Origin of the sequence: Zooshikella sp. RANM57 (assembly GCF_050749885.1) — a bacterium.
Lineage (GTDB): Bacteria > Pseudomonadota > Gammaproteobacteria > Pseudomonadales > Zooshikellaceae > Zooshikella.
The window spans coordinates 224,945-251,467 of sequence record NZ_JBOIUB010000009.1 but is presented as its reverse complement, the minus strand read 5'-3'; the positions used below and the strand labels follow the sequence as shown (position 1 = coordinate 251,467).

Genomic DNA, 26,523 nt, shown 5'->3' with positions numbered 1-26,523 from the left:
ACTCATGCTAATGTGCCCTCAACAAACAATTTTGGAGGTTAGCTTGCTAAGTTATAGGAAACGCAACACTCAAGGTTATCAATTAATCAGTCTAAGCGTAGGGAGTATAGAAGTGGTTCTAGAAGGATATAGTCTTCATTTAAACCGTTACTTTATTGCATGCTCACTAATAAACCATAGTAAACAAGTGTCCGACTTATTTTATAAATGAACACTAATGGTAAGGCCATAAACATACCAAATATAATATAAGTGCGTGGAGAGTTCGGCTTAGGCAAAGGCCCAAACTGATTAATTTCACAAGAACCTGGTCTACTCAGAAGAAGATAGAAAATATAAAGGTTATAACCAGGTATAAATAAAGTCCAAACCCACCAGCCTGAACGACTCACATCATGAAACCGCATCAAGGCAACAGGCAAGAGAAAAACAAACACATAACCCACAAGGTAAGGCCAAACAAGATATAAATAGATTTCGACCAGTTTACTGTACTGGGTTTCCTTCGCGATACTCGCCATATCCACCGCCATCAGCACTGGTGCGATGATAAGCAGGAAATAGGTTGCAAATCGTAATCTACCTATACGGCCAATTCTCAACCACTTTTTTGAATGAGTATCACAATGACTATCAGATCTAGATGCGGTGATCTGATCTGGCTCACTGCTTAATACAGGATCACAGCGTACCACTACTTATATCCACTTACCTTTAAACCATTAAATGAGTACTACGTGGCAAGTGTATTCTATTCAGTTGTTCAAGAGCGGTAATTAGCTAACAAAATAAAAAAAAGGCTATCTATTACAGATAGCCAAACATCAACGCTAGGTTTAGGGAAGTAAATAATTACAGGAGGAGGTTTAAAGCTAAAATACTTTAACAATGATTCATCAAGTGACAAACTGATCTCTCTCAATCATCAGCAAATCCAAATAAGCAGTGAAATATGTGCTACAAAAACAGTGATTAGCACTTCAAGCCACCTGATAAACTATACGACAATTATAGTAGATTAGAGGGATAAAACCGCTAACCAGTTCAAATTATTGGCATTCATTATAACTAATATTAATAAAAATATTATTGAACAAAAAATATGCATATAAGTCTTGCACATAATCAGGACGATAAAAACATAGCAGCACGCTCCCAGCTACAAGGAGCATAGTGGGTAATATGTTTACTCTGTGCTTTACTTATAAAAACCTCAGCCAAAAATGAATGAGGAGACATGCTGCATTCAATGATATGAAACAGGGGCTCAACGTTATTACTTTTGATTAATGATTAAATCTTCAACTCATAAATATTTAACTCTATGCTCAAAACGGCTATAAATGCACTATGGTACCTTGGCAACATTCCTAATTCTTATGCATTCAGAAAAGCAGCACTTCATCCTGAACGCGTTCAGTTTGCCAAACTATTCCACTACATCAAAAACAATGCATATACCCAATTTGGCCAGCAACATAATTTTAAACACATAAAAACCTTCAGTGATTATCAAAAGCGTGTCCCTATAAGGGACTACAATGAGTTCACACCATGGATACAAAGCATCATTGAAGGGCAAGCAAATATCCTAACGACAGATAGTGTTCTTTGCTTAATGCCAACCAGTGGTGCAACAGGAGATATAAAACTCATTCCCTATACACATGAACTCCAAAAGGAATTTAGCCAAGGAGTTGCTCCTTGGATCAATAATGTTTTCAAGTTAAAACCAAACATTATGGCCGGCTCATCTTATTGGTCTATTGCTCCCAATTTAATGGAATTTCATCAAAAGTCAGCTGTAAAAATTGGTTACGCTGAAGAAAACAATTATTTAACCAACAAAATTCACAGTCTCATAAACTCTGTTGTTGCTGTACCCAATTCACTCATTAAACTCAACTCAGTTGATTCATTTAACTATTTGACATTACTTTATCTAATAGCATGCAAAGATCTCCGTTTCATCTCTGTTTGGCATCCATATTATTTTTCTCAATTATTAGAACAATTAGAAGATTACTGGCAACCTTTGCTTCATGACCTTGCAACAGGCTCTATTTCACTCCATGAAAAAATAAACATTAATGAATTTCAAATTCAACCAGCACCAAAACGCAGTGAGGAATTAGCCAAGCTTTCAGCTAACCAATACACTCGTATTTGGCCAGAGCTTTCCTTAATAAGCTGCTGGGGAGAAGGCAACAGTGTCTACGCATTAAAAAGTTTAGCTCAAAAATTCCCTCAAGCGATTATCCAAGAAAAAGGGCTAATAGCCACAGAAGCTTTTATTTCTTTTCCACTAGGGGTTAATCAAAATATTAAACCAATTAGTATAAATTCACACTTTTTCGAATTTATTAACGATAAAGGACAATCAAAGCTCGTCAATGAATTGCGACAAGGAGAAGAGTATAATTTAGTGGTCAGCACGGCAGGTGGTCTATACCGGTATTTTCTACAAGACCGTATAAAAGTCGTTGATTTTTTCTATAATTTACCTTGCCTAAAATTTATTGGTAAGCCCTCTATCAACTAGCCTACGCTCTATACTCTTCATTCTGGATCATTTTTCAATATTTTACATCCGAGTTGATAAAAAAAAGTAAACTGTATTTAACCCATAATAATATGCGGTAAATAACGTGATAGATCCTGTGTCACCAAAGAAGCATCTTCTCGTACAGAAATACCTGCGGGTTCATCATTAATAAGCCACGAACCAATAAGTGTGTAATTGTCCCCAAATTTTGGTAATGGATAATATGCTTGAATAATTTTTCCCTCTTCACCATAGGGTCCATCTACCACAGTAGTTTGTTTACCATTTTGGTAAACTTCGATATTACTGCCTTCCCGTGAAAAAATAGGTTTAACCACATAATCTTGCAAATCGATATTCTTATCATCTTCAAAATAACTGGGCAATAAATTGGGGTGATTAGGAAATAAATGCCAAAGCATGGGTAATAATGCTTTATTCGATAAAATAGCCTTCCAAGGCGGCTCTAACCATACTGTTTTATTATCAAGTAAATAGGGCGCATATTCTTCCCTTAACATAAACTCCCACGGGTAAAGTTTAAACATCCAACGTACTGCATGGTCGTCAAGATCAGTAAAATCACCATCCTCTGAAAGACCAATATCTTCCACATAAACAAAATAGGTATTAATACCAGCCTGTTCTGCACAATCTTGTAAATATTGTACTGTCCCTCGATCTTCATCAGTGTCTTTACTACAGGAAAAAAACAAAGGTGACCCTACTCGAGTCTTCGCTAGTTCAACAAATCGGTTAATAAGTTTTTCCTGTAAAGAATTAAACTGATCAGCCTGACGAGGTAACTTACCAGAGTTTACACACTCTTCTAGCCACAACCATTGCCAAAATCCCGTTTCATATAAACTGGTGGGAGTATCCGCATTATTTTCATATAACTTAGCTTCACCTTTTCCGTTATAGGCAAAATCCATTCTTGAATACAGACAAGCGTCTTTCCGTTGCCAAGAGGAAGCAATAAAATCCCAGTGTGTTTCCGGAATACAGAATCGCTGCATTAATGCTTCTGAGCGTATAACTTTATCCACCACATCAAGACACATTTCATGAATTTCTGCGGTCGGATCTTCTATATCTTGTTCAATTTGTTGTAGTGTAAATTGATAATAAGCTGTTTCATCCCAATAGGGTTCACCATACATAGTATGAAATTGAAAACCAAACTCATCTGCTCTTTTACGCCAATCGGCACGTTCTGTTATTGGAATTCGTAACATATAGATACAACCATTAAGCTTGTGTTACTACGTTGTGGGTTGGCTGGAGACTAACCGCCCCAACCACCACTCGATGATGAACGCGAACTCCAGGAAGACGTTGCTTTAGCTTTAGAGCCAAAACCTCCACGACTAATCGTACGTGTCACTTTAGGAGGATCCTTTTTAAAGGAGTCTTTTGCAACATAAACATTTTTGTTATATCGGCTACCATAAGTACGACCGTCGGTCGTCATCCAATGGTCTCGAATATCTGAATAGGGTGAATATGATGTGATTAACGGACGACTATAATGAAAGTCTAAATCCCTATTATTTAATGCTTTCGCCAGGGCAAAGCCTGCCATTAACGGAATCCAATTATTATTTTTAGAATGTTGAATACACTGCCCGTAACCAAACTCATACTCACAATCAGCTAAGCTTGTATATTGTGGTGCTGTTTTATACAACGATTTTAATGCACGTTGATACGCAAATTCACACTGAGACTCATACTTTGGATTTGCAGTCTTACATTCATCTAAGGTTCGATAAACCACTGCGTTAGGTTGGTCTGAGCAACCTACTAACAAACTCGTACCAAGCCCAATGCTGCCAAAGGTCTTAACTTTGCGCATCACCTCTAAATTAATAAAACGAGTGCGTTTCATGCTTCCTGCCTCCTATTTAATAAGTCATGCAGGCAGCATTAAGAATACCGATTGCGACAGACACGCCCCCCAGTACAATACCTGCAGATACTTCAGCCTTTTCAATACGAGAAGCAATTAGAGGCATAAGCATACGCACAATTAAATAGGCAAGCACTTGTGTAATCAGTGCAACCACAGCCCATACGATAAAATCAACATAGTTTACTGAGTTTTTAGCTGCACTACCCAAGGCTATTGCATAGCCAATGAGTGTTCCTGTTAAGGCAATTGCTGCCGCTGAATTATTATTCTTTACTAATGCCCACTCATCATAAGGCGTAATCATCGTATAAATAAATTTAAATGCTAATAACGCAACAACCGAGCTGATAAAATAAAGCGCAAAGCCCCCCAGACCTTGGATTGAGGTCATAATCATGTCCATATTTGGTTCCCCTTAACCAATAATTTCAATATCTGATGATGTGAGATTAATGCCTACTGATTCCACTAAACAACGATCATATTGATTATCAATAATTTTTTCTTCGGCCGAAACTAATAAAAATTCAAATAAATTATCGTCAACCTCTCGCTCATAAAGCATGATAAACTGGTCAGTAATTGAGGTTGAACCATCTTGCATATACGTCTTTTCTGTCATCGCCACTGGTGGAGATGATGCCCCCATTTCTTCCCATACTCGAGTAAATGCATTGTTTTCTAATAAATAGGTAGGTTGACTGACATGCTCATCAAGCACCTTATTCCATTGATTTTGAGAAGAAATACCTTGTGTATCATGGAAAAAAAACAATTTCACATCATCAATATGATTTTCCGTTAAACCACCTTTACACACCACTTGCAAAAAGCCATCATCGTCCGTATAAAACCGTAATAGTGTTGTACTTTCATCCAGTTTTATTTCACCAATAGCTTGAATCAATTGATTCCGATGCGCATTAGCAAATGTCAGCTTGTCCTCAATTAACCGTAGTTTAAGATCATTTAACTGGAAAGAACCATTGATATATAAGCCCATTATTTCAGGAGCGTTAACCTGTGCAGGCTCCTCTTTTTTCTTTTTCTTAAAGAAATCAAACATGACTTAACGTCTCCCAGTTAATCTGTAAAATTCTTTTTTCTGCAATATAGTAAACTCGATTACCTGGTAATATTTGATGATCTAGGGCGGGATTAACCATGAGCTGACCATTTTGTTCGATACCAATAGCCGTTGCTTTATGCTTTTCCTTAAAAACATGAAATATTTTACTGAATGCGATAGGAGAACCACCTTCAGGGTAAGTTACGGAATACTGGGTCATACCATGTGCTACGCTTAGTAATTGATGGTGAAGCTGACTTGAACCAGGGTCCATCGCAGATTTGACCATTAATTCCGTTGCTATAGAAGGCATACATTCAGCCCTAGGGCAATGCAATTTAAGCAGTTCGCTTAACTGTTCTTCTTGAAAATAAGCAATTAAATTAGCCGTGGTATTTACTTTCGCACAGTACAAAGCCGTTGTTAGTGTCGTATCATCCGCTTCTGTATCAATAATAATAATGTCGGCATCTGCAACACACGCTCTTTCCAGCTCTTTACTGCTACTGAAGCTTTCAACTTGAACAAAATGAACGCTATCTGGAAGTGGATTTTCTATTGCTTTGTCCACACATAACACAACTTTTCTGTGTAAGTTTTGCTGTGTTTCACGCAATAACAGCTCTAATAAATGAATTGTCCGTTGCCCTCGCCAACCAAGAACAAGGATGTGATTTTTCATACTCAACGCTCTCAGTCCATTTATGCTTTTTTGCCACTGATCTAGTGCTAATGCAGCAACTTTTCCAACAGTCATGGCAAACATACTGAGCCCAAAGGGTATGACAAACGCTGCCGTAAATAACTGACCTCCTGAGGTGGTAGGTGAAAAATCACCATACCCGACAGTTGACGCGGTAACCAATATCCAGTAAAAAAATACTGGCATTTCAGTAATCGCTTTTTCTTGGAAAAGATTCAGCCCGATCCAGCTGATCAACATATAAGCAAAGAGGGTTAAAAATAACCCTCGTACGCTCATTTGAATGACATGATTTACAAAAAAGCTTCTTAATCGTTGTATAATAATCATTGATTACTGTTTTTTTGCTTTCAAGCGCTCCAAGACACTTTGTGCACTTTGATTTTCCACAATACCTGCAGCTTTAAGTTTTTCTTGTAAACCTCGTCCTTCTTCCTCTGAGGCAAGATCATTAGCTGCCTCAATTTCTGCCGCACGTTGTTTCTGCTTCTCTTGAATCCGCTGCAATGACTCAGCAGCCGTTTTCATCTTTGAATTAGCGCCCAAGTGACGAGAAGAAACCGCTTCTTGTGCTTTATGTAACGAAGCTGTCGCTTTAATATTATCAACTTGAGTCTGCATCTGTCGTAGTTTTAATTTAGCATCTTTTATTGATGCTTTCAGTGACCTGACCGAATTATTTAACTGGTCAAGCATGCCTTGCTCAGTTCCCAAACTACCTTCAAACTCAGCAATTTTTTCAGCGATTTCAACTGCCAAAGCTTCATCGCCTTTCTCCATGGCTTGCATAGCATAACTTTCATGTTCTGCAATTGCAGCTTTTAGATCTTTTGTCTTCTGATCAGCTAACTTTTGCTTGGCCAGAATCGTGGTTAATGACGATTCTGATTTACGCAACTGCTCTTTTGCTTCTCTCATTTCCTGGTCAAGAATACGCAATGCTTGGCTGTCAGCAACTGCCTCAGCCGCCTCATTTGCACCACCTTTAATTGCAGTAAATAACTTTTTCCAAACACTCATGACGACAACCTCAATTAAATAAATTCTTAGATAAAGTTACTATTTCAAGAAATGCTCGTAACTTTCTAACATGCCTTCAACATTGGTAAACAACATCTCAAGCTCCAACACAATACTGTCTGCCTTAGAATTTGCTGATAAAGCACCAAATGCTGAGTAATACTGTTCGCCATTAATGGTTTCGAGTGAGATCGTTGTCAATGGAAACAGTTTATGTGTCTCAAGAATCGTTTTATTTAATTCGTTACAGTCATTAACTTGTGCTGTTGGAAACAAAAGGGATTCAACTAATATTTGCTCCCCACTCACTGTCAAAAAAGCTTCAATTTCTTCTTCATTTTTAACTTTTATGACATCATCTTCCTGAGTAACACTCCAACGAGGATCTTCAGCAAGCAGCTTATCAATATCGTTTAAAGTCCATGCCATTCTTGAGCTCCTAATCAAAAAACTAGAAATGAATTAAAGAATATCTACACACGACAACGTTAGCTAAAAAGGATAGCATTCATGTTAAACTCTACTTATTAGAAGCAGAGAGTATCTTGAGAATGCATACTGACATGTTTGACATATTATGTCAAACATCGTTAGTTGTCGGCATTTCAAGCTTTAGTCATTCATTAGCTAAAACTTAACAATCTGGACAACCTAACTATAATGCCCTCTATACACTAGGTATGCCTGTAGCATGACATTATTGACCAATAACTTAGAAAAAAGTTTTTAAACAACCGTTCATCCAAACGTTCTACTTAGCGGCAATATAGTCAAAGGCTAAACTAAGGCTTCTTGTGTAAACACTCCACATTCATTATATGCTGGGCCTTCTCATGAATCCCTTTCAAAAACTGATGTAATTCAGTGCAAAATAATTAACTCAACTTGTTGAAAGTAGTCTCTCTTAGTTATTCACGTCCTAACTTTGAACTCAGCGCTAGAAGTAACAAGAATATTGGCAAACCTGGAGAGATAAGTTAATTTTTTTTATTCGCTTTAAATATTGGCTCAGCATATTATCTAAAACCATTATTAGCAGTAACGGCCAACATTACGATCAAGGTGATATTTAACGTTCTTAAAAGCGAGTTTTCTTGTATCAAATAAATATTTATATGCATTAATAAATATTGCAGATATAGATGTTAGTTAAACGTATACCCACTGTAACGCCTTCACTGTGGATATAATACGTCAATATCGGTTGCTATCCCTACAATATCATCAACAATGTATGACTTAAAAAAAATTTACTCACAGCTCCGGCGTTATGCACGGTGTATTTGTATCTTAACTTTCACCTACATTATCACCTGCACGACGAATGCAGGTGTTTATAAATGGGTTGATGAGCAAGGCAACATCCATTTTTCTGACGCTCATCCTGAAGAATCAAGTGCTGACCAAGGGTTTGAGACAGTTAGATCGAATAAAACACACTCAAGATTACCCACTGTCAAAGTAGCTTATCCAAAAGCTTATAATAAAACTACTCCTGCTTCACCCCTGGCTATAGCACCACTCAAAGTAGAGCTTCCGGATGCACAATATGGTGAAATTTCTGTTGGTACTCAATGGGCTGGATACCAATGTGATAAAAGAATAGGGCATTTTGTCTGGAAAGCAGGTAACAGTTATTTAGCAGATGAATCTCTACAAAAAATGATTAAAGATGCTCTCATCAAGAATAATTATAGGGTCACTGATAATTTCGAAACACGTTTTCTATTAGCAAGTAAACTGAAAAAAATTATTGTAGACACCTGCGATGACTATAATCAAGGCACCTTAACAAGTGATGCTTTTGTACATATTGAGTGGTCAGTTTTTGATTCTTTATATAGGAAACAGCTTATCTCTATAGAAACAGATGGTGCAAGCTATGCCTCCTCATATGGAAATACCAATCAGAATACATCTCAGGCTATTCTTTCAGCAGCCCAAGTTGCCTTTGATAATTTCCTATCTAATGAGCAAGTGGCAGACTCTGTTGCAATCAATATTAAACTATTGGATACCCCCAATAAATTTGAGCTTATTAAAATTCCTTTAATTTACCCAGAAGAAGAACTCAGCTTTAAACAACGTAGTGCCGTTATTAAAAAAACAGCGGCTACTATACGTAATGTTTCTGGTCATGGCAGTGGTGTTCTTATTAGTTCACAAGGGCATATCTTGACTAATGCCCATGTTATTTCAGAAGGAGAACAGTTTTTAGTTTTTTTAAATAACGAAGAATATATAGCGCAGTTATTAAGAAAAGATGTGAAGCGAGATGTTGCATTACTACAAACAACAACACCTCCTAACATGAACGCAACGGTTATTAGCCAAGCATTACCTGAAGTGGGAGATACAATTTATGTAGTGGGCTCCCCTCTTTCGGAATCACTAAAATATACTGTCACCAGTGGTATTATTTCCGCACAACGAGAGCGAAAAGGTCTTAGCTACTATCAAACCGATACTGTTATTCATCCTGGTAATTCAGGTGGACCCGTTTACAATAAGCAAGGCGAACTCATAGCAATTAGTGTTTCAGGGCTGATAAGCAAAGCAGGAACATCAATGGGTATTAATTACCTCATTCCCATTAATGATGCACTGGCCACTTTGGGCATAATTCAAGGAGAAGCTTCAGAAAAGGCAGGCTATGAAACAAACGGCATAGAAGGACAAGCGAAATCAGCATTTGGATTTAAAACAACTCATGTAGCTAAAACGAAAAAACTCCCATCAATCAAAACTCACAGTCAAAATACCTCGGAATCAACAACGCTGTCCAGTAATAGCACGACTAGTGAAGATAAAGCCTTCGATCTATACCAAAGTGCACTGAACGCTAAAACAAATAAAGAGTTTCAACGTGCAATACATTTACTGCAACAGGCTTTAGAAGTTGCAACAATAAAACAAAGACAGGTGATATTTGATGAACTGTATATCGATACGCCTTATGCGTACGGGCAGTATCTTATTCAGCAACGAAACATTGATGAAGTAACCGCTATCATACACAGGATGAAAAAATACGTTTCACAAACAAGAAACCGTATGGCAAATTTAAAGAAAATTGAGCAGTTAGAAACTACGTTACAACACCTTAGTTATGCTGAACAAACAAACATGAAGGCAACCTTATCTCCCGTAAAACTCACTATCATTGAAGCCTACTTAGCGACGGGTCTCACACCTCAAACTTTAAACGAAATGAGACTTTTTTTTATAAATAATATTAGTAATGATATAACCTCAAAATTCACGATTTCAAATTATGATCGTAAGGGCAACTCTATTCATATTACTTTTGCAGATCATTCAGGAAATGAAACGACACTCAACTTTACACTCCCATCTCAATAAACCCCGGTTTACTTCGGATCATCGCGATTTAAAGCAGCTGAAAAAATTCCCTCTTTTTTTGCTATTTTACTTCATTTAATTTCTATTCTCTCCTCCAAAATACCTTGGCAAAAAAAGAGCATACTGATGAATACGGATATTGATTATACTTCTAAAACTTGTGCAACCTGTGCAGATACAATGGTAAAAGCATCGCCCATTTTAACACTGGTAAACTGTACCTCTTGCTTACCACTTGATATGTCATTACGGCATATTTTACTCCCCCAAGGCATGGCATTAGCTAAAACACCCCGTTTAGTCGTTCCTAGTGGTGAAACTATCGAAACGTATATCGTTTCAAATAATGACGCTAAGGTACAATTTTCCTTAAGTCATGTTGTATATAATTACCCAACAGACCACAAAACCATTGTTTTCATTAGTTATGAATGGCAACCAACATCAGGGGAACGACTTGATGTTCAGTATGACATATGGAAAGGCACAAACCGAATTGTCACAGAGAAGAGGCGCGTACAAAAAAATTATGTAGTCGATATGTATAATGATAATTATAATCTACGCATATTGACGATTATGTCTGTGGACCAGATTGCTGTTACCCTTGCCCCTTGGGACAAAAGCTGGCGTTAAAAATCTCTTCATTCTTAAAATAAAAAAGAGCGGATCTCCGCTCTTTTTTATTTAGTACATCGCTTAAAAATAGTAGCTATCTTGCTAATTACCTATTAAACCGCTGGTTGCTTAGCAATAGGAATAGGATACTTAGTGACGTCTGAACGTGCCACCAAAGCCAATCCTTCTCTAAAGTACTCGGTACTTTGCTGGTGATCTCCCAGGTGCGCTAATAAACGTCCTAATTCATTATACACTTCAGGTGTCTTACGTATTTTTAATGTAGATTCAAAATAATTTCTTGCTTTTCCCCACATTTCACTACGTAAACATAAGCGACCCAGTGCTAACATTATTTCTGGATTGTCAGAATAACTTGCCAATAGCTGATCACACAAAGCCAACTGTTTTTTTACATCTTTCCCTGCTGTTAACCCATAAAGCTTAATAAGTCGATCATCATATTTACGGCTAAGTGCCTCACGAACCACTTTTTCAGCAACAACATGAGCATTCAGTTTTAATAAACAGCGTACATAGACTTCGACAACAGACACTTCCTGCTTTGCTTGGCGTGGAAAACTATCCCAAACGGCTTGAATAGCAGAAGCTCTATCTTCGTCCTTATCCTCAGCTTTATTACGCAGACATGCTCGTTCAAGCAGTGCCTTCCAAGTTCGCTGCTGTAAATCTTTTAGCTCATCATCTGAAATCACTTTTCGGCGTTCTAATAGGGGTAATAATTCTGCAAGCTGGTCCCAGTCATTTAGACGAATACACACCTGTTTCAAGAGTTTCAATACATATTGATGCCTGGGGACTTTGCGCCGCAATTCTTGTAAGGTCGCCAACGCTTGCTCAAATTGTCCTGCCGATAACTGGAGTTGTGCTTGAGCAATTCCTACACCGACTTTAGCGCCAGATACACTTTTATCTGCTTTTCTTAAATATTCACTGACACTGTCACTATCACCCGCTTCAAATGCTGCTCGCGCTGCAGCCAGATAATTAATTAAAGGCGCTTCACCTTGTTCTGCCGATCTTGATAACAATCGTTGAGCATGATCCCACTGACCATTAATAAGACAGTTTAATCCTCTTACTGACTGTCGCTTAGCCCGTTGTTGACGGCTTGATGAAGTGATTGGCACAACCCAGCCCGTGGTGTTTAACAACAGTGCTATAAGCCAACGTAGTACTTTATAGCCAAGAAAGGCAATTCCAATAAAGACAAATAACATCCAGACCGTGCTTTCAAAGACCATTCCGTCCCAAGCAATACGGACATAACCTTGATCCTGGTTCATACCCGTAATAACTGCAGCTATAGACAGCAATAATAATAAAAAATAAAAGAATATTTTCATTTTACCCCGCCCTTAATTTAGTGTCCGTTGTACTTCAGACATTAAGGCGTTGCGATTGCTGGCCTCATCAGTAGAAGTGTCACTATCTGATTTGTTTTTAGGTAATTTACCTTCATGGTAACGGTGTAAATTATCAATATAAGCTTTTATGGCCTTAAGAGAGCCAGAAATATCAGGCATTTTTTGCGTAAGCTTAACATCTTGCAACTCATCTAACTGGCCTAACATAGACTCAGCATCACGGTTTGAAAGCGAGAAGTAAGTTTTTATCCACAGCTCAGCTTTACTTAAACTATTCAAATAGATTTCCTGCTGCCCTTGTAACAAAGCAAGTTGAGCTTGTTCCAGCATTAGCCGTAAATTATGGCGTAAATAAAGCTCTTCATTCGGTGTTAAAAGCAATTCTACGGGCTTGTCACGGTCTGTTGAAAAACGAAAGTATTGTGTAAACCCATTCCATAAGCCCTCAATACGGCTTTGAGCGTGTTCTAATATGCCTTTTTCTCCACTTGCTTCATTAACAGCTGCAACTTGAGTGGATGCTTCTGGCTCATAACCTGCGGGTGGTATCAGCGGTAACTTAGTAATGGCTCCTTCTAATGCAGACAACTGTAAATAGAGCCCTTCAAGATCAATACTGGGAATCGCACGAACCGCTACTAAATCCTTAGCAAGGGCTTCACGAACAGGATAAAGGGAGTAGTTATCAAGACCCGCCAATATTTTATCTGCACTCGCCAGAATAGCTTCTACACCTTTAGCATCTTTTTCAGTCAGTAGCCGCTGATTTGCCAGTCGTAACATATACTCCACTTCAGCTAGCTGCCAATCATCACGACTTGTGCCTTGCATTTGATTAAACTGTTGGCGCAAATTACTCAGACTTTCAGACAGGTCATTACTCTGCTTACGAACTGATTGTGTCTGTTGTTGCTGTTTATTCACCAACTGTTGTAGTTGCTGTTGGGATTGACGACTTGCATTTTGTACTTGCTGAAGTTCTGCTCCTACTTTTTTATCAAGCTGATCAACTGCTGTAGAAGCAGCTAACTCAGGGTTGAACTTTGTTCCTTCATGCTTAAGGTAATAACCTACGTCATAATCAATATACGCTATCGCACCTACCAACCCCAATGTGATAACACTGGTTGTGAGTGCAATAAAACTGACTAAATTACGTTTTTTAGGCATTTGCCCTGCGGTGACTTGTTGCTCAGGAGGCGTATTTTGTGCAGATGTTTGCTGATTAGTAGGCACAGTTGACTGGGGCGACTGTTGACTTGTAGTTTGCTCCCCTTGCAGTGGCTGATCGGCCTTTTTTTGGTCTACTGTATCCGCCTGTTCATTGGCATCATGCTTTCCTTTTGCACCTGAACTCGATGCCTCATTCGGCGTATTATTTCCATCTTTCTTCGTTGTCATGAGCAAATTACCAAACTTTACATTCAAAAAAACTGCTGAACAGGTTCAACAGATTCAATAGTACATTAATCTTTCACAACTTGATGTGGACATATTTTAACTCAGGAAAACTACACTCGCTGTGAAAGGCTGACCAAGCCTATCAGCAAGCTATACGCTTGCTTTTTTTATTCGCATGACGCTTACATACTATATACTGGCTTATCTGGGCCGCTAGAGAGAAATACACACTCCAAAAAAATTAACATTAGATTTAAAGAATATGTCGTTGTATGCATTTCAAAATAGCCTGGTCACTCGCCCCCTCTGCCACAAAAATATCAGCCCATTGCTGTTTTTGCTGGAGTAATGCCACACGCTCACTTGGCACAATGAGTTGCAAATTGGCAGCCATCGTCCCGTCAATATACTCTAATAAGTTACTGGCAATTTCTCCACTTGTAGCAATTATGGTTGTGACACCCTGGTCTTTAATAAGTTGTTCAACATCATGAACATGATATGAGGGCTCAACACGCTCATACACACAACACGTCGTCACATCAGCTCCTCTCGATTCAAGTGTTTGTTGAATCAGTGAACGTCCTCCTTTTCCTTTAATAAGCAGAACTCGTTGCTGCTGTACATCTTGAAATGCAGGCAAAGCTAACAATGCTTCGCTATTAACGCCTTGGTCTGATAAGGCACTATCAATTGACAACTGTCGCATAACAGCTGCCGTTGCCTGGCCAATGGCAAACCACATTAAGCCTACAGGCCACTGTGGCCAATACTGCTCAGCTTGATACAAACCAATTTGCGCTGCCGCAGTACTGGTAACAACAACTTTATTGAACTGCGCTAAATCCTGCCAAGTTGCTCGAAGTTGAGCAGACTCAGGTAATGGCTGGATAGCAATCATGGGTAAAGCAAGCGCACAAAGTCCAGCCAACTTCATGCTATGGACCAGTTGACTGGCTTGAGGTTCGGGACGAGTCACTAAAAATACTGGCGTAGTCATAATTTTATCGGTTATGTGCTATCTTCCAGATTGAAGGCTTATTTTTTTTCTAATGGGTTAGTCCAATTCTCTAATAGTTTTTGCAAAATATCACCCGCTCCTTGCGTGATTAAATCCTTCGCGACAGCTTCACCTAGCAGTTTAGCTTGACTGATATCACCTTCAATCTCACTCATATACACTTTACTTGCATCAGGCTCTGCGACAATAGCCGTCAAACTAAGCTTGTCCTGGTGAAGGGTTGCGTAAGCGCCAATTGGAACCTGACAACCACCTTTCAAAAACGTTACGACAGCGCGCTCTGCTGTAACACAGGCCGCTGTCTCAGGGTCATGTAAGACACTTAGTGCATTTTTCAGTGCAATATCTGCTTCACGACACTCAATACCTAAAGCACCTTGTCCTGCAGCAGGAATCATATCATTTGGAGAGAAATAATCCGTTATGCGTGCTTCCAGCTCTAACCTTTTCAAGCCTGCAGCCGCAAGAATAATTGCATCATATTCACCCGCATCCAGCTTACCTAAACGTGTGTTCACATTACCACGCAAAAAATTAATCTTTAAATCAGGTCTAAGTTTTAAAAGCTGACATTGTCGGCGCAGGCTGGATGTTCCTACAACAGCCCCTTGTGGAAGCTCATTTAAGCTTTTCGCACAATGACTGACAAAAGCATCACGGGGATCTTCTCGCTGACTAATGACTGGCAAGCACAGTCCTTCAGGAAACTCCATTGGCACATCTTTCATGGAGTGAACAGCTATATCCGCTTCTCCAGAAAGTAGTGCTTTTTCTAACTCTTTAACAAATAGTCCCTTACCCCCTATTTTGGCTAAAGGCGCATCGAGTAGTTTATCCCCCTGACTCATCATTGCGACAAGCTCAACGTTTACTTCTGGATAAACATTTTTAAGTTGTTGTTTAACATGATTTGCTTGCCAAAGGGCAAGTGCGCTTTTACGGGTGGCAATTCGAATGGTTTTCACGTCAACACTTCCGGTTAAGAGCTATTCACACCGTTAGTGTAACAATTTGAGCCATAACAAACAGCCCAGCTAATTCTGGGCTGTTCAATAAACACAAACAAATATGAGTAAGTGTTATAAAGACTTTAGCAATCGGCGCATCTCTGCAACGTGCCGACGGCTAACTTGTAACGGTTTCATAACATCGCGTAAATGAATTTCATAAGAACCTTGATCATTACGCGTCATGCTTTCAATCGCACGACGAGCAACCAAGGCATTGCGATGAATTCGAACAAATGCTTCAGAAAACTCGTTTTCTAATTCTTTTAGTGTTTCATCAATGAGTACCTCACCTTTGATATGGTTGACGGTCACATATTTATTATCCGCCTGAAAAAAACGCACATCATTTAATGGAATGAGTTCAATGCCTTTATAAGTTCGGGCACTGATATGTGTTCTTTTTTGCAGCTCATTTTCTGACAGTTGTTCATTTAAAGCTGCTAATTGGGAACGGTTGGTACGCTGTGCATTCTGAAGTGCTTTACAAAGTGCATCCTGTTTAACAGGCTTTAACAAATAGCCCACAGCCTGAACATGAAACGCCTCTAAAGCATACTGATCGTATGCAGTACAAAAAATAATGGCAGGGGGACAGTCCATTTGACATAACGCCATAGCGGCTTCCATCCCATCCATCATTGGCATACGAATATCTAACAGAACAACATCAGGTTTGCGCTGATGAGCAATCGCAATAGCCTCAGCCCCTGTTCGCGCTTCTTCTTCAAGGACACAATACCCCTCAATGCCCTCTGTCATACGGCGCAAACGGTCCCGGGCTAAAGGCTCATCATCAGCAATCAACACTTTGATCATTACTGCTCACTCTCCCCGACCAGCCTCAACTCCTGGCTGGCATGGATATTTTAACTCCGTCACAAACATATTGTCGGACTTGCTAGCAGACAGCTGGGCTCGATACCCATAGAGGGCTTGTAAACGGGCTTGAATATTAGCCAACGCTAAACGATTACCTTTTCCCGGCTGTTGTTGATAATACATAGCTAACGGGTTAACAACACGCAAGATAAGTAGACCATTTAAATATTCTAACGTGACTTCTATCACACCTCCATCTGGGATTGGTTGAATTCCATGCAGTATCGCGTTCTCTAAAATAGGCTGGATGGTTAACAAAGGAATCGGTAAATCCATTGGCACACCATTCATATGCCAGTTCACAGTTAAACGCTCCCCAAATCGGTGCTGTTCAATTCGAGTATACTGCTGACAAATTTCAACTTCCCGCTGCAATGTGACTTCCAAGGTTACATCATCAAGTGTAGCTCGAAGCAACCCTGCCAGGTCCTCAACAGCTTGTTCAGCTTTATCAGGATTTATTACTATCAGGCTAGCAATACTATTGAGACTATTAAACAAAAAATGTGGATGAATACGTGACTGAAGCGCTTGTAAACGAGCCTGTAACTCTGCTTGTTGTTGATAGTATAGTTGTTGGTGAACGTAAAAATAGCGCAAAAATAAACTGGCTAATATAACGGCCAGCAGAACATGTTTACCCAGCTTTGTAAAATCAATGCCTTGCCAAAAAGGTTGAAACCCCCTTGGTAAATATAATGCCCACTCTGCCGCTAAAGCAAACGTTACAGTAACGAAAACCACAATGCTATAGCAGCATGCTAATGTAAGCCATAAGGGTTTTTTAGCTAACCAAGCACGAAGCCAACAAAGCAGTGCAGCGCTCACCAACACAATCCATTGAACAAAAAAAGATGCCAGTGCCAACCGATTCCAATCAAATGTAGCTTCCTGTGGAAGTGCAAGCACCCAAACAAATACAATGAGTTCAGCCAAAAGCACTAATAAAAATACAGCTTTTGTAGTGCACAAGTCTGGTAAAAAAAAGTCATCTTTCAATGTTCCCGCTTGTTCTAAATCAGTTTTATGCGCCATAAAAAAATAACTTACTTATTGGATGAGTATTGACTATTTAATGGGTATTCTTTAGAACGAGTATTCCAGTTAGCAACTTAGATACTCAACTATTTAACAGCGAAAGATATTCCAATTAGAGTTCATGATGTATCTCACAAGGGTTTCTACACGGATATTTTAATCGCGTTGCAGAATAACCCTAAAAAGGACTCATTATTCAAGATGATGTCATTGTCGCCCTATAAAAATAGAATACCTTAGAGGCCTGGTTATTACCTAACAAAGTCACTGATAAAAAGTGTACTTTTAAAAGCGCCAAGGTTTGGCAGTTTAGAAATATACGTTATTATCATTCCTCTATGATGGAGTGCGATTAGAACAAACGCAGATATAAAGGCCAACTTAATGAGTAACTCAAATAAAACACAAACCAATCAGCCTTCGACCAATCAACAGTGGGGCGGACGGTTCAGTGAAGCAACTGATGCCTTCGTTGCCGCATTTACGGCCTCTATTCATTTTGACCATCGCCTCTACCGACAAGACATTAATGGCTCTATTGCGCATGCAAAAATGCTAACAAAAGTAGGTATTCTCACGGAGACAGAGAGTGACGCAATTATTTCTGGCTTACAAGAAATAGCAGATGAGATAGCCTCAGGTAAAATTGAATGGTCGATTGCACTTGAAGATATTCATATGAATATTGAGGCACGTCTTACTGATAAAATTGGTATTGCGGGGAAAAAACTTCATACAGGACGCTCACGAAACGACCAGGTTGCTACAGATATACGACTGTATCTGCGGGACCAAATTAATGACATCTTGTTTGCTATTACACGCACTCAACAAGCCCTTGTTGAATTAGCAGCACAAGAAGCAAAAACCATCATGCCAGGTTTTACCCATTTACAAACGGCCCAACCAGTTACCTTTGGCCACCATTTAATGGCATGGTATGAAATGTTAGAACGTGACTATTCACGACTTGAAGACTGTCAGCGTCGTATGAACCAGTGTCCCTTAGGGGCTGCCGCCCTTGCTGGAACGACATACCCAATTGATCGTCATTATACCGCACAAGTACTCAATTTCGATCAGCCAACAGGCAACTCACTAGACTCTGTAAGTGATCGTGATTTTGCAATCGAGTTTACGGCTGCCGCCAGTATCATCATGATGCATTTGTCTCGTATGTCAGAGGAATTAATTATCTGGACATCAGCACAGTTTAATTTTATTGATTTACCCGATCGTTTTTGCACGGGCTCGTCCATCATGCCACAAAAGAAAAACCCCGATGTGCCTGAGCTTATTCGGGGCAAAACAGGCCGTGTTTATGGACACCTCAATGCGCTATTAACATTAATGAAAGCACAACCACTGGCCTATAACAAAGACAACCAAGAAGACAAAGAACCTCTTTTTGATACTGTGGATACACTGCTTGGTTGTTTAAGAGCCTATGGTGATATGATTCCAGCTATTCGAGCAAACAGTGACATTATGTACGAAGCTGCTCGCAAAGGCTTTGCAACTGCAACTGATTTAGCCGATTACCTAGTCAAAAAAGGTGTTGCCTTTCGTGATGCACATGAAATTGTTGGTCAATCTGTCGCTTATGCACTCAAAAAGCAACAAGACCTCTCTGAGTTATCCCTAGAAGAGCTACAACAGTTTTCTACAGTAATAACCAGTGACGTTTACGATGTCTTGACCCTAGAAGGGTCTGTCAGTGCACGGAATCATTTTGGTGGAACAGCGCCCTCTCAGGTAATTGAGGCAACACAACGGGCCCAAAAGAACCTCAGCAATCGCTTAGCCTCCTTCTCACATAATTAGCATTATGAAATAGCAGCTTAACGTTAAAGAAAGACAACAATAATACCCGCTTAGCAGGGTATTATTGTTGTTCGCTCAATAGTGCTTAAATCAGAATGTCACCATAGTTTTATTTGAATGAAATATAACACTATACTGTTAATACAATCTCTCTTTGTAAAAATATTGATAACAGTATTCTTTTATAGCTAGGAGTAGTACGGTGTGAAACCGGCTCATCAGCAAACACAGATTCATGCTTTTTTAAATTTAAGTTCAACTCAAATTGATCGATTTGCCCTTTGCTCACAAGACCAAAGAAAGCTCCCGAAAGGTTTTTTAGCGATTGAACCTTATGTACAACAAAAAATACAAAAAGGAATTCTTCAGTTTTTTTTCCAAATAGATAACCAACGAGCCTTCATCTACTGTAGTGATGAAATGGGTGATTTTTATTATTTTCATGCACCATACATTAATCACCACTTATTTCTCAATAAACTACATCGCTTTATTAGTCATTGGCTCGATCAAAGAGATGCTGATCTAAAGCCAGGAACACCCATACAAAAAGTACAGTTTTGGGAAGTCGAAAACATAAATAATACCCAACCCAAGATTATGCCTATTACTATAAAAAACTTTAATGATAATTCTGATAATGAACTTGATATACAAGTTAAAGTCATACTTGATCATACAAAAAAGATTTCATTAAAGATAATTTGTAACAATAAAGAGTATGACCAATATCATCTAGGAAAAGTTGTATTTATTAAAGTTGCACAAGAAATTTTAAACCACCGAGAAATGTCTCTACCCTACCCAGCTTATATTGTTAATATTGACTTATCTCCTTTACAACATACCCTATTCAAAGGGGTATTTCCCAGTATCATTGACCATATACAGTACAAGTTACTAGTTGAACAATTTCTAAATGCAGCATTGCAAAAAGAAGCAATGCAAATTCCTAGAGATATGGAATTACCAGAGTAAAGTCTAATGGTTAGAAAATCATTTTAACCAACAAGTAGAAAAGCAATTTTCCAACAATCATAAAGTTCAAAATATACTTCTATATCAGTGCATGAACATTTCCCAATGAGTTCTATTGCTAAACCTATTTCTCAAAAACTCCATTTGATCCACTAACACATGGTGATTTGCTAAATATAAAAACTCATAAATATTAGGTTGGAAAGGCACAGCTAATAATTCCATATCGGCTTCTTCAGGTGTTTTATTACCCTTACGCATGTTACACCGTTTGCAGGCAGTCACGACATTTGTCCAATGATCTTTTCCACCTAAGCATCTCGGTTTAACATGATCTCTTGATAAATCACTGTAGCCAAACTGTTTGCCACAGTACATACACATGAAGTAATCGCGCCGGAATAAATATATGTTTTTTAGCGGTGGTGCGTTACTTTTATCCTGCACTTTACCATCTACAGCCATAATACTGGGTAGATAAATGATTGAGCGCTGCCCCGTACGAGATATCCCTCCTCTCATTACAAATGTTTTTTCACCAATGCTCCATAGAATTTGCTGCTTAACATGTAAGATAACGGCTTCTTCAGTTGTAAGCCATCGCACAGGTTTTCCTGATTTGTCGAGTTTCAGTATTTTATGGGCCGTATCCATAATGCTACCTTTTATTTCACAAATAAGCACTCCAATTAAAAAAGCCCAGTGAGAAAACTCAACTGGGCTTTAAACAACAGCCAAGACAGAAGGTATGCCTATATGCAGCATATGGGGGCATAACAGTTTCAACTTGACTTAACATGTTTAAACCTACCACATTTTCCACTTATACTCTCAGTGATGCACCTCTACTTTAGGGTATACATCATATCTTAGTTATTTTTTACCGTTATTATTGCAACACTTATATTGCATAAGTATATATTGCTTTTAGCTAGTCGTGTATATAGAAATCAGAAATATACCGAGTATACTCGGTATATTCTCTTTTTTATTTCAGTTTATTATCAACAGCCATTTTCATATATTTATTTGTAAAGCGAAGCTTAACATTCTTTTTATTACCTAACACTTCACCATTAGAAAATTCTATTCCAACAAAGTCAGGGGAAGAAGCATTTGCACCAAATAAACCTTTATCAAATGAAAACTGCCTAACATGTTCCATTGTCTTCTTCACATCACCACTGGCTGCTAGCTCCGAAGCTTCTTTTGCGGTATAAAACATACGAGTTGTCTTTAGCTGAGCATTAAATTCTGCTTCAGTTGCACCGGAGTTACTCGCCATAAGCTGTATAGCTTCTTTCCCATCTTTATCACGCTTAGACATAATCGCCATGGTTTCATACCAGGCACCTGTTAATGCCTTCTTTAAACGCTCATCAGCACCAGTTTTAACGATCATTAGGTCTAATATTTCACCTGGAATTTTTGAAGAGTCAAACACCAGATTTGCACCTTTACTATTTCTTACTTGCTGTAAAGGCGGATTCCAAGTAACAGTTGCAGCATTGTCATTGGCTATAAAAAGTGAAGCAATATCAGAATCAGAGGTATTAACCACTTTAACATCCCGCTCTGACATGCCATTCATGTCCAGTGCTCTTGCTAAAAGGTAGTGAGAAACAGAAAGCTCAACCAACGTAACTTCACGACCTTTAAGATCTTTAACTGATTTGCCATTTTTAAGTACAATGCCATCATTACCATTTGAGTAATCACCAATGATGATAGCCGTTGAGTCAATTCCTCCTACAGCGGGTATAGTCAACGCATCCATGTTCGTCATCGTACACGCATCAAACTTACCACCGGTATAAAGATTAATTGACTCAATGTAATCATTGACTAGTGTAAGTTTAATTTCAATATCATATTTATCAGCCCACTTCTTTAAAATACCTTTTTCATCTGCATAGGCCCAAGGCTCCCAACCCGTATAGTGCGACCAGGCAACATTAAAGGTATCGGCAGCGTGTATTAATGTACTTAATAGCGATGCTGCACCAAAGAGCATAGCCTTTTTACAAAATTTAATCATTTTTGCTCCTTAATTATTTTTTAATGGAATCTTTTAGCGACCATTTTCAACATCAACTATTTCTAAGCCAAATTCCTGTTCTACAGCTTTACCTTTTTGAAGTTTTTCAATGGCTTTACCTGCCCTTTCATTTAATTGATCCATTTCCAAGACAGTTTGAGCCATTTTTGGAAGTGCTTCTTGACGGAATTTAGATAAGTCTTCAATAGCTGCATTTACATCATCAAATGCCTTTCTCAGTGTTTCCATATTTAACTGAGTGGATGCTGCTTGTTTATGAATTTCAGCACCCTGCTGACGTAACCGTGAAGCAGTACCTGCTATAAGGTTATTGGTCGTTTCATTAACGGCTGCGACCTTTTTAAGTACAATACGTTGATTTTCAAGCGCAAGCGCTAACGTCACTGCAACCTGTAATGCCTGTACAGTGACACTTACCGCACGGTTAACTCCACGAATTAATTCTTTATTATTTCGAATAATCACTTCAATCGTGAGAATACCTTGCTGGTTAACTGCAAGCTGCTGTTGTAAATCCATAATACGCTGAGTCAACGGAAACAAAATTTCTTCTTTAATAAAATTATGTTTCGGATCATCCATTGGAATCTCTGTTTCCAATTTTTCGTTTAATTTTTCAGCTATTGCTTGCGCTAACGTAATGGCTTTTTTCAAGCGTACTGTTAGATCATGCATAGCCGACTGATCTTTTTGCAGCGTAATATTGTCACGCTTCAGTTGCTCACGACCTTTTTCCAAACTCTCGACAATGTCATCAATAACACGTCCTGAGCTTTGATACATTGCAAAATAGCGGGCTAAAGGGGAACCCACAAAAGGCAATTTACACAACAGTCGACGAATAAAGCTGGCTGAAAACTCAAATTTATTCGGGTCAAGCGATTCTACTGTATTACGTAATTGCAATAATGAATCTGCAACAGGCCCACCATCTTCACCCGCTTGAGCTAAATTATGAATGGGTTGCTTTAACATATCAGAACGCGAAGCAGCTTCACGTTGAAGCTTTCCGCCAACTTGCTCAACTGCCGCTATTGCTTGATTTTTCTGATTTAAATCTGCAGGGCTCACACTAAGCAAATTATCAACAACAGATGCCGCTTGGGTCATTAACTCATTGGATAAATCTGTTCTTTCCGCTTCATCCCCAGTCATTAATTCTTTACGAACACTTTCCACATCAAAGGTATTCAACGATTGCTCTGTTGACACTTGTACCATAACTATATGCTCCAACTATTGCTGCAAATTATAATCTGTTGCGCGCTCTGCTACTTGTTGTAACTCTTGCATTGCTATATCCATATCGACTTTGGCTCTCCCACTCGTTGTTTTAATATTTGCAAGCTGGGTCGAGACATTATCAATTTGAGTTAACGCTTGTTCATTTGTCACCAATAAATCATGCATTCGTTGCAACTGACTTTCATACATGTCCAAACGACTTTGCAATGTTTTTCTTTCCAATTCAGCAGTTGCTGAACCGTCTTCAGTTAGCTTAACGATTTTTTTATGTAAGCTTTCAGTGTCCATTGCACTCACACTTTTTAAACCAAGAGCCACACCTTCTAAGTTATCCAATCCAGCCAAAAATACCTGCTCGGCAATAGCCAGGTATCGACTAAACGTCAACTCTGTTGAAGTAAACTTTTTCTGCAAAATATCTTGAAAGTTATCAAATTTCTTTTTAAACAGTTCTAATTGTCTAATTCCCTCTTTTGAGTCAACACTATTCAGTTCACTTTCCAGTTTTTTGAGCATTTCATTCCGTTTAACAACCATGGATTCATGGATTTGCCCTAAAAAAGCAATAATATGATTATTCTCTTGAATAAAATATTCATATATCCATCCTAAGGATGCACCAGCAAAGCCCGTAATTGCTCCCATTAACGCAATAGTTGAAAAGTCAAAAAATAGCATTGCCGCAGTGGAGAGTACCCCCACAACGGTGGGATATAATAAAAATGGACTTTGTAGCGAACGTTTTAAAACCGCTTTACTAATTGCCTTTTTAGATAGGTCTACTTTTTTACCTACCAACATGAGATATACCTACTGTTATATACTTCAGCAATCATCACTTTCATAATGCCTATAATTCTTGTTTGATATTTATAGTTCATTCAGTATGAAGTTGTGTTAAAAATTCTCACCTACTAATACGAGTTCAACACGAGGTAACCTATAATAATAGGCCCTAGAAGACTCGCCTGGACGCTTAGCAAGTGGCTTTGTTCCTCCAAATCCTTTTGCTCGAATACGGTGTTCATCAATAGCATGAGTAATTAATAAATAACGACGAACCGCATCAGCACGTTCTTGAGAGAGCCTTAAATTAGCCTCTTTGTCGCCTCTTGTAGATGTGTGTCCGCGAACCTCAATACGAAAACGAGGATAGTGTTTTAAGTTTTCTGCAGCACGATCAAGTTGCTCTTTTCCTTCTAAGGTAAGCTGATCGGTACCCGACGAAAACACGACAGGACGTACTTTTAAGGTACCCACACCCACTAAGCGATTCCACTGTTTATCCGTTAATGCAGCAAATGTTGGGGTTGCTATATTTTGAGGCGCATGGTCCAGTTGCCCTTGTTGTGAAAACTGGTCGAACAAGCTAGCAACAAACTGACTATTGGTAATTCGATAAGGATCTTCATCTGGTAAAGGGTTATGCGTCACATCCCCATACTCACGCAATATATCAATTGTGCCTTCAATCGTATTAATTAATGCTTCATTCGCATAACCTTGAGCATGTGTACCAAACCAAATACGCGCATTATCAGTCAATGAAATCCAACGCACCCCATCAAGCACAGTACTGATTTCGTCATCATCAAGTCGCAGATTTTTTTTCAAATCTTTTTGCAACTGTTTTGGATTATCGCGGTAATACTTTTGTGTTTGATAGTAAGCTTGTAAAAATAAGTTTACTTTTTCAGGTTGATCTTTTGATAATTCTCGATTCACCAAAAGTACATCCACTATAACTTGTGCCGTTTGATCACTCCCCAGTATTCGAATAATACCATCTTCTTTTAATGCTTTACTGACATGTGGTTCCCAAAGCACTGCAGCATCTGCCTCACCATCTAACAATTTATCCAAAGCTTGTGCTGAACCTTCCGCAGTTACTGCCCAGTCATCTCGCTGACGAAGATGGGGAATATCAAAGTGAACTGAAAGAGCCTTGAGTAAATGATCACTGGGTGAGTCAGGTGTAAATGCAATTTTTACATTGGTTTTCGTTTTTAATTCATCCAGTGATGCTAGTTTACTTTCTCGTGCAACCAGCGCGTCTCCACCTTTTGACTCATCAATCACATTAATAATGGTTCCAGGGTAATTCGCATCACTTCCTGTGAGCACATAAGCATCAACCGTAGCCACCGCAAAATCAAGCTTACCTTTAGCAAGTCCTTTCATCCGTTGAGCATAATCAGCCTTATCATTTATACAATTTAACCGATAACCTTCCTGGCGCAGCCGTGACTTAATATGAGGTGAGCATAATGGAAAATAACCCACCCAATCATCAACGGCAATACTTATTTCACCTTTTGTTACACGTGCATCACTTGTTTTTTTTTGCTCCCATTCCGAAAACCAGGGTTTTATCAGGCTGGTTACTCCCATAACAATCAGCCCTAAAATAATTAAAAAAATGGTTGCTTTAACGTGCTTTGACATAA

General features: G+C 38.8%; 24 protein-coding genes. 5 read left to right on the top strand and 19 right to left on the bottom strand.

Features of this window, described 5'->3' with window-relative positions; all coding sequences use genetic code 11:
• Nucleotides 1–152: 152 nt before the first annotated feature.
• The gene (locus ACQ96U_RS18980) at nucleotides 153–695 is read right to left on the bottom strand and encodes a DUF805 domain-containing protein (protein WP_431722839.1); all 543 of its coding nucleotides are present in this window, start codon (nucleotides 693–695) and stop codon (nucleotides 153–155) included.
• Nucleotides 696–1,324: 629 nt separating this feature from the next.
• On the opposite strand from ACQ96U_RS18980, the gene ACQ96U_RS18975 reads away from it, so the two are divergent.
• Complete coding sequence (locus tag ACQ96U_RS18975; protein WP_431722838.1) at nucleotides 1,325–2,542, top strand: GH3 family domain-containing protein; 1,218 nt, start codon at nucleotides 1,325–1,327, stop codon at nucleotides 2,540–2,542.
• A 77-nt stretch (nucleotides 2,543–2,619) separates the two neighbouring features.
• On the opposite strand, the gene ACQ96U_RS18970 is transcribed toward ACQ96U_RS18975, so the two are convergent.
• Genes ACQ96U_RS18970 through ACQ96U_RS18940 form a run of 7 tightly spaced genes read right to left on the bottom strand, consistent with a single transcriptional unit; the run spans nucleotide 2,620 to nucleotide 7,681 of the window.
• Complete coding sequence (locus ACQ96U_RS18970; RefSeq protein ID WP_431722837.1) at nucleotides 2,620–3,783, bottom strand: glutathionylspermidine synthase family protein; 1,164 nt, start codon at nucleotides 3,781–3,783, stop codon at nucleotides 2,620–2,622.
• A 50-nt stretch (nucleotides 3,784–3,833) separates the two neighbouring features.
• A complete protein-coding gene (locus ACQ96U_RS18965) occupies nucleotides 3,834–4,436 on the bottom strand; it encodes a DUF1190 domain-containing protein (RefSeq protein WP_431722836.1) in 603 nt (200 codons plus the stop codon).
• 16 nt (nucleotides 4,437–4,452) lie between these two features.
• Complete coding sequence (locus tag ACQ96U_RS18960) at nucleotides 4,453–4,863, bottom strand: DUF350 domain-containing protein (RefSeq protein ID WP_431722835.1); 411 nt, start codon at nucleotides 4,861–4,863, stop codon at nucleotides 4,453–4,455.
• Nucleotides 4,864–4,875: 12 nt separating this feature from the next.
• Entirely contained in the window at nucleotides 4,876–5,526 is a 651-nt protein-coding gene (locus tag ACQ96U_RS18955) for a YjfK family protein (RefSeq protein WP_431722834.1), read from the bottom strand.
• Complete coding sequence (locus ACQ96U_RS18950; RefSeq protein ID WP_431722833.1) at nucleotides 5,519–6,562, bottom strand: ion channel; 1,044 nt, start codon at nucleotides 6,560–6,562, stop codon at nucleotides 5,519–5,521. The genes ACQ96U_RS18955 and ACQ96U_RS18950 overlap by 8 nt, the downstream gene beginning before the upstream one ends.
• A 3-nt stretch (nucleotides 6,563–6,565) precedes the next feature.
• Nucleotides 6,566–7,252 (bottom strand): PspA/IM30 family protein, encoded by a 687-nt coding sequence (locus tag ACQ96U_RS18945; protein WP_431722832.1) that lies wholly within the window; start codon nucleotides 7,250–7,252, stop codon nucleotides 6,566–6,568.
• A 39-nt stretch (nucleotides 7,253–7,291) separates the two neighbouring features.
• Nucleotides 7,292–7,681, bottom strand: coding sequence for a DUF2170 family protein (locus ACQ96U_RS18940; protein WP_431722831.1), 390 nt, complete (start codon nucleotides 7,679–7,681; stop codon nucleotides 7,292–7,294).
• 801 nt (nucleotides 7,682–8,482) lie between these two features.
• Here ACQ96U_RS18940 and ACQ96U_RS18935 point away from each other — a divergent pair.
• The gene (locus tag ACQ96U_RS18935; RefSeq protein WP_431722830.1) at nucleotides 8,483–10,615 is read left to right on the top strand and encodes a trypsin-like peptidase domain-containing protein; all 2,133 of its coding nucleotides are present in this window, start codon (nucleotides 8,483–8,485) and stop codon (nucleotides 10,613–10,615) included.
• Between the two features lie 126 nt (nucleotides 10,616–10,741).
• Nucleotides 10,742–11,251, top strand: a complete 510-nt coding sequence (locus tag ACQ96U_RS18930; protein ID WP_431722829.1) for a hypothetical protein — start codon at nucleotides 10,742–10,744, stop codon at nucleotides 11,249–11,251.
• Between the two features lie 95 nt (nucleotides 11,252–11,346).
• Here ACQ96U_RS18930 and ACQ96U_RS18925 read toward each other — a convergent pair whose 3' ends face one another.
• The 6 genes from ACQ96U_RS18925 to ACQ96U_RS18900 all read right to left on the bottom strand — a co-directional run bounded on the left by ACQ96U_RS18925 (nucleotide 11,347) and on the right by ACQ96U_RS18900 (nucleotide 17,967).
• Complete coding sequence (locus tag ACQ96U_RS18925; protein WP_431722828.1) at nucleotides 11,347–12,600, bottom strand: heme biosynthesis HemY N-terminal domain-containing protein; 1,254 nt, start codon at nucleotides 12,598–12,600, stop codon at nucleotides 11,347–11,349.
• 12 nt (nucleotides 12,601–12,612) lie between these two features.
• Nucleotides 12,613–14,022: a uroporphyrinogen-III C-methyltransferase gene (locus tag ACQ96U_RS18920; protein WP_431722827.1), complete on the bottom strand. Its 1,410-nt coding sequence runs from the start codon at nucleotides 14,020–14,022 to the stop codon at nucleotides 12,613–12,615.
• A 253-nt stretch (nucleotides 14,023–14,275) separates the two neighbouring features.
• Entirely contained in the window at nucleotides 14,276–15,022 is a 747-nt protein-coding gene (locus ACQ96U_RS18915; protein ID WP_431722826.1) for a uroporphyrinogen-III synthase, read from the bottom strand.
• 38 nt (nucleotides 15,023–15,060) lie between these two features.
• Nucleotides 15,061–16,008, bottom strand: coding sequence for a hydroxymethylbilane synthase (gene hemC / locus ACQ96U_RS18910; RefSeq protein WP_431722825.1), 948 nt, complete (start codon nucleotides 16,006–16,008; stop codon nucleotides 15,061–15,063).
• Nucleotides 16,009–16,122: 114 nt separating this feature from the next.
• Complete coding sequence (locus ACQ96U_RS18905) at nucleotides 16,123–16,869, bottom strand: LytR/AlgR family response regulator transcription factor (protein WP_431722824.1); 747 nt, start codon at nucleotides 16,867–16,869, stop codon at nucleotides 16,123–16,125.
• Nucleotides 16,870–16,875: 6 nt separating this feature from the next.
• Nucleotides 16,876–17,967, bottom strand: a complete 1,092-nt coding sequence (locus ACQ96U_RS18900; RefSeq protein ID WP_431722823.1) for a sensor histidine kinase — start codon at nucleotides 17,965–17,967, stop codon at nucleotides 16,876–16,878.
• Nucleotides 17,968–18,354: 387 nt separating this feature from the next.
• Here ACQ96U_RS18900 and argH point away from each other — a divergent pair, with 387 nt between their 5' ends.
• Together argH and ACQ96U_RS18890 are read left to right on the top strand one after the other, a co-directional pair.
• Nucleotides 18,355–19,794, top strand: coding sequence for an argininosuccinate lyase (gene argH, locus ACQ96U_RS18895; protein ID WP_431722822.1), 1,440 nt, complete (start codon nucleotides 18,355–18,357; stop codon nucleotides 19,792–19,794).
• 204 nt (nucleotides 19,795–19,998) lie between these two features.
• A complete protein-coding gene (locus ACQ96U_RS18890; protein WP_431722821.1) occupies nucleotides 19,999–20,772 on the top strand; it encodes a hypothetical protein in 774 nt (257 codons plus the stop codon).
• Between the two features lie 84 nt (nucleotides 20,773–20,856).
• Here ACQ96U_RS18890 and ACQ96U_RS18885 read toward each other — a convergent pair whose 3' ends face one another.
• From ACQ96U_RS18885 to ACQ96U_RS18865, 5 genes are all read right to left on the bottom strand, one after another.
• On the bottom strand, nucleotides 20,857–21,426 hold the full coding sequence (locus ACQ96U_RS18885; RefSeq protein WP_431722820.1) for an HNH endonuclease: 570 nt from the start codon (nucleotides 21,424–21,426) through the stop codon (nucleotides 20,857–20,859).
• Between the two features lie 334 nt (nucleotides 21,427–21,760).
• Nucleotides 21,761–22,810: a putative urea ABC transporter substrate-binding protein gene (locus ACQ96U_RS18880; RefSeq protein ID WP_431722819.1), complete on the bottom strand. Its 1,050-nt coding sequence runs from the start codon at nucleotides 22,808–22,810 to the stop codon at nucleotides 21,761–21,763.
• 33 nt (nucleotides 22,811–22,843) lie between these two features.
• Nucleotides 22,844–24,052: a toxic anion resistance protein gene (locus ACQ96U_RS18875; protein WP_431722818.1), complete on the bottom strand. Its 1,209-nt coding sequence runs from the start codon at nucleotides 24,050–24,052 to the stop codon at nucleotides 22,844–22,846.
• A 15-nt stretch (nucleotides 24,053–24,067) separates the two neighbouring features.
• Nucleotides 24,068–24,877, bottom strand: a complete 810-nt coding sequence (locus ACQ96U_RS18870; protein ID WP_431722817.1) for a hypothetical protein — start codon at nucleotides 24,875–24,877, stop codon at nucleotides 24,068–24,070.
• Between the two features lie 96 nt (nucleotides 24,878–24,973).
• Nucleotides 24,974–26,521 (bottom strand): OmpA family protein, encoded by a 1,548-nt coding sequence (locus tag ACQ96U_RS18865; RefSeq protein ID WP_431722816.1) that lies wholly within the window; start codon nucleotides 26,519–26,521, stop codon nucleotides 24,974–24,976.
• Nucleotides 26,522–26,523: the final 2 nt, after the last annotated feature.

Coding starts and splice junctions, on each gene's coding strand:
- ACQ96U_RS18975 (WP_431722838.1), top strand. CDS start 1,325: ATGCTCAAAACGGCTATAAATGCACTATGGTACCTTGGCAACATTCCT.
- ACQ96U_RS18970 (WP_431722837.1), bottom strand. CDS start 3,783: ATGTTACGAATTCCAATAACAGAACGTGCCGATTGGCGTAAAAGAGCA.
- ACQ96U_RS18965 (WP_431722836.1), bottom strand. CDS start 4,436: ATGAAACGCACTCGTTTTATTAATTTAGAGGTGATGCGCAAAGTTAAG.
- ACQ96U_RS18960 (WP_431722835.1), bottom strand. CDS start 4,863: ATGGACATGATTATGACCTCAATCCAAGGTCTGGGGGGCTTTGCGCTT.
- ACQ96U_RS18955 (WP_431722834.1), bottom strand. CDS start 5,526: ATGTTTGATTTCTTTAAGAAAAAGAAAAAAGAGGAGCCTGCACAGGTT.
- ACQ96U_RS18950 (WP_431722833.1), bottom strand. CDS start 6,562: ATGATTATTATACAACGATTAAGAAGCTTTTTTGTAAATCATGTCATT.
- ACQ96U_RS18945 (WP_431722832.1), bottom strand. CDS start 7,252: ATGAGTGTTTGGAAAAAGTTATTTACTGCAATTAAAGGTGGTGCAAAT.
- ACQ96U_RS18940 (WP_431722831.1), bottom strand. CDS start 7,681: ATGGCATGGACTTTAAACGATATTGATAAGCTGCTTGCTGAAGATCCT.
- ACQ96U_RS18935 (WP_431722830.1), top strand. CDS start 8,483: ATGTATGACTTAAAAAAAATTTACTCACAGCTCCGGCGTTATGCACGG.
- ACQ96U_RS18930 (WP_431722829.1), top strand. CDS start 10,742: ATGAATACGGATATTGATTATACTTCTAAAACTTGTGCAACCTGTGCA.
- ACQ96U_RS18925 (WP_431722828.1), bottom strand. CDS start 12,600: ATGAAAATATTCTTTTATTTTTTATTATTATTGCTGTCTATAGCTGCA.
- ACQ96U_RS18920 (WP_431722827.1), bottom strand. CDS start 14,022: ATGACAACGAAGAAAGATGGAAATAATACGCCGAATGAGGCATCGAGT.
- ACQ96U_RS18915 (WP_431722826.1), bottom strand. CDS start 15,022: ATGACTACGCCAGTATTTTTAGTGACTCGTCCCGAACCTCAAGCCAGT.
- ACQ96U_RS18905 (WP_431722824.1), bottom strand. CDS start 16,869: ATGATCAAAGTGTTGATTGCTGATGATGAGCCTTTAGCCCGGGACCGT.
- ACQ96U_RS18900 (WP_431722823.1), bottom strand. CDS start 17,967: ATGGCGCATAAAACTGATTTAGAACAAGCGGGAACATTGAAAGATGAC.
- argH (WP_431722822.1), top strand. CDS start 18,355: ATGAGTAACTCAAATAAAACACAAACCAATCAGCCTTCGACCAATCAA.
- ACQ96U_RS18885 (WP_431722820.1), bottom strand. CDS start 21,426: ATGGATACGGCCCATAAAATACTGAAACTCGACAAATCAGGAAAACCT.
- ACQ96U_RS18880 (WP_431722819.1), bottom strand. CDS start 22,810: ATGATTAAATTTTGTAAAAAGGCTATGCTCTTTGGTGCAGCATCGCTA.
- ACQ96U_RS18875 (WP_431722818.1), bottom strand. CDS start 24,052: ATGGTACAAGTGTCAACAGAGCAATCGTTGAATACCTTTGATGTGGAA.
- ACQ96U_RS18870 (WP_431722817.1), bottom strand. CDS start 24,877: ATGTTGGTAGGTAAAAAAGTAGACCTATCTAAAAAGGCAATTAGTAAA.
- ACQ96U_RS18865 (WP_431722816.1), bottom strand. CDS start 26,521: ATGTCAAAGCACGTTAAAGCAACCATTTTTTTAATTATTTTAGGGCTG.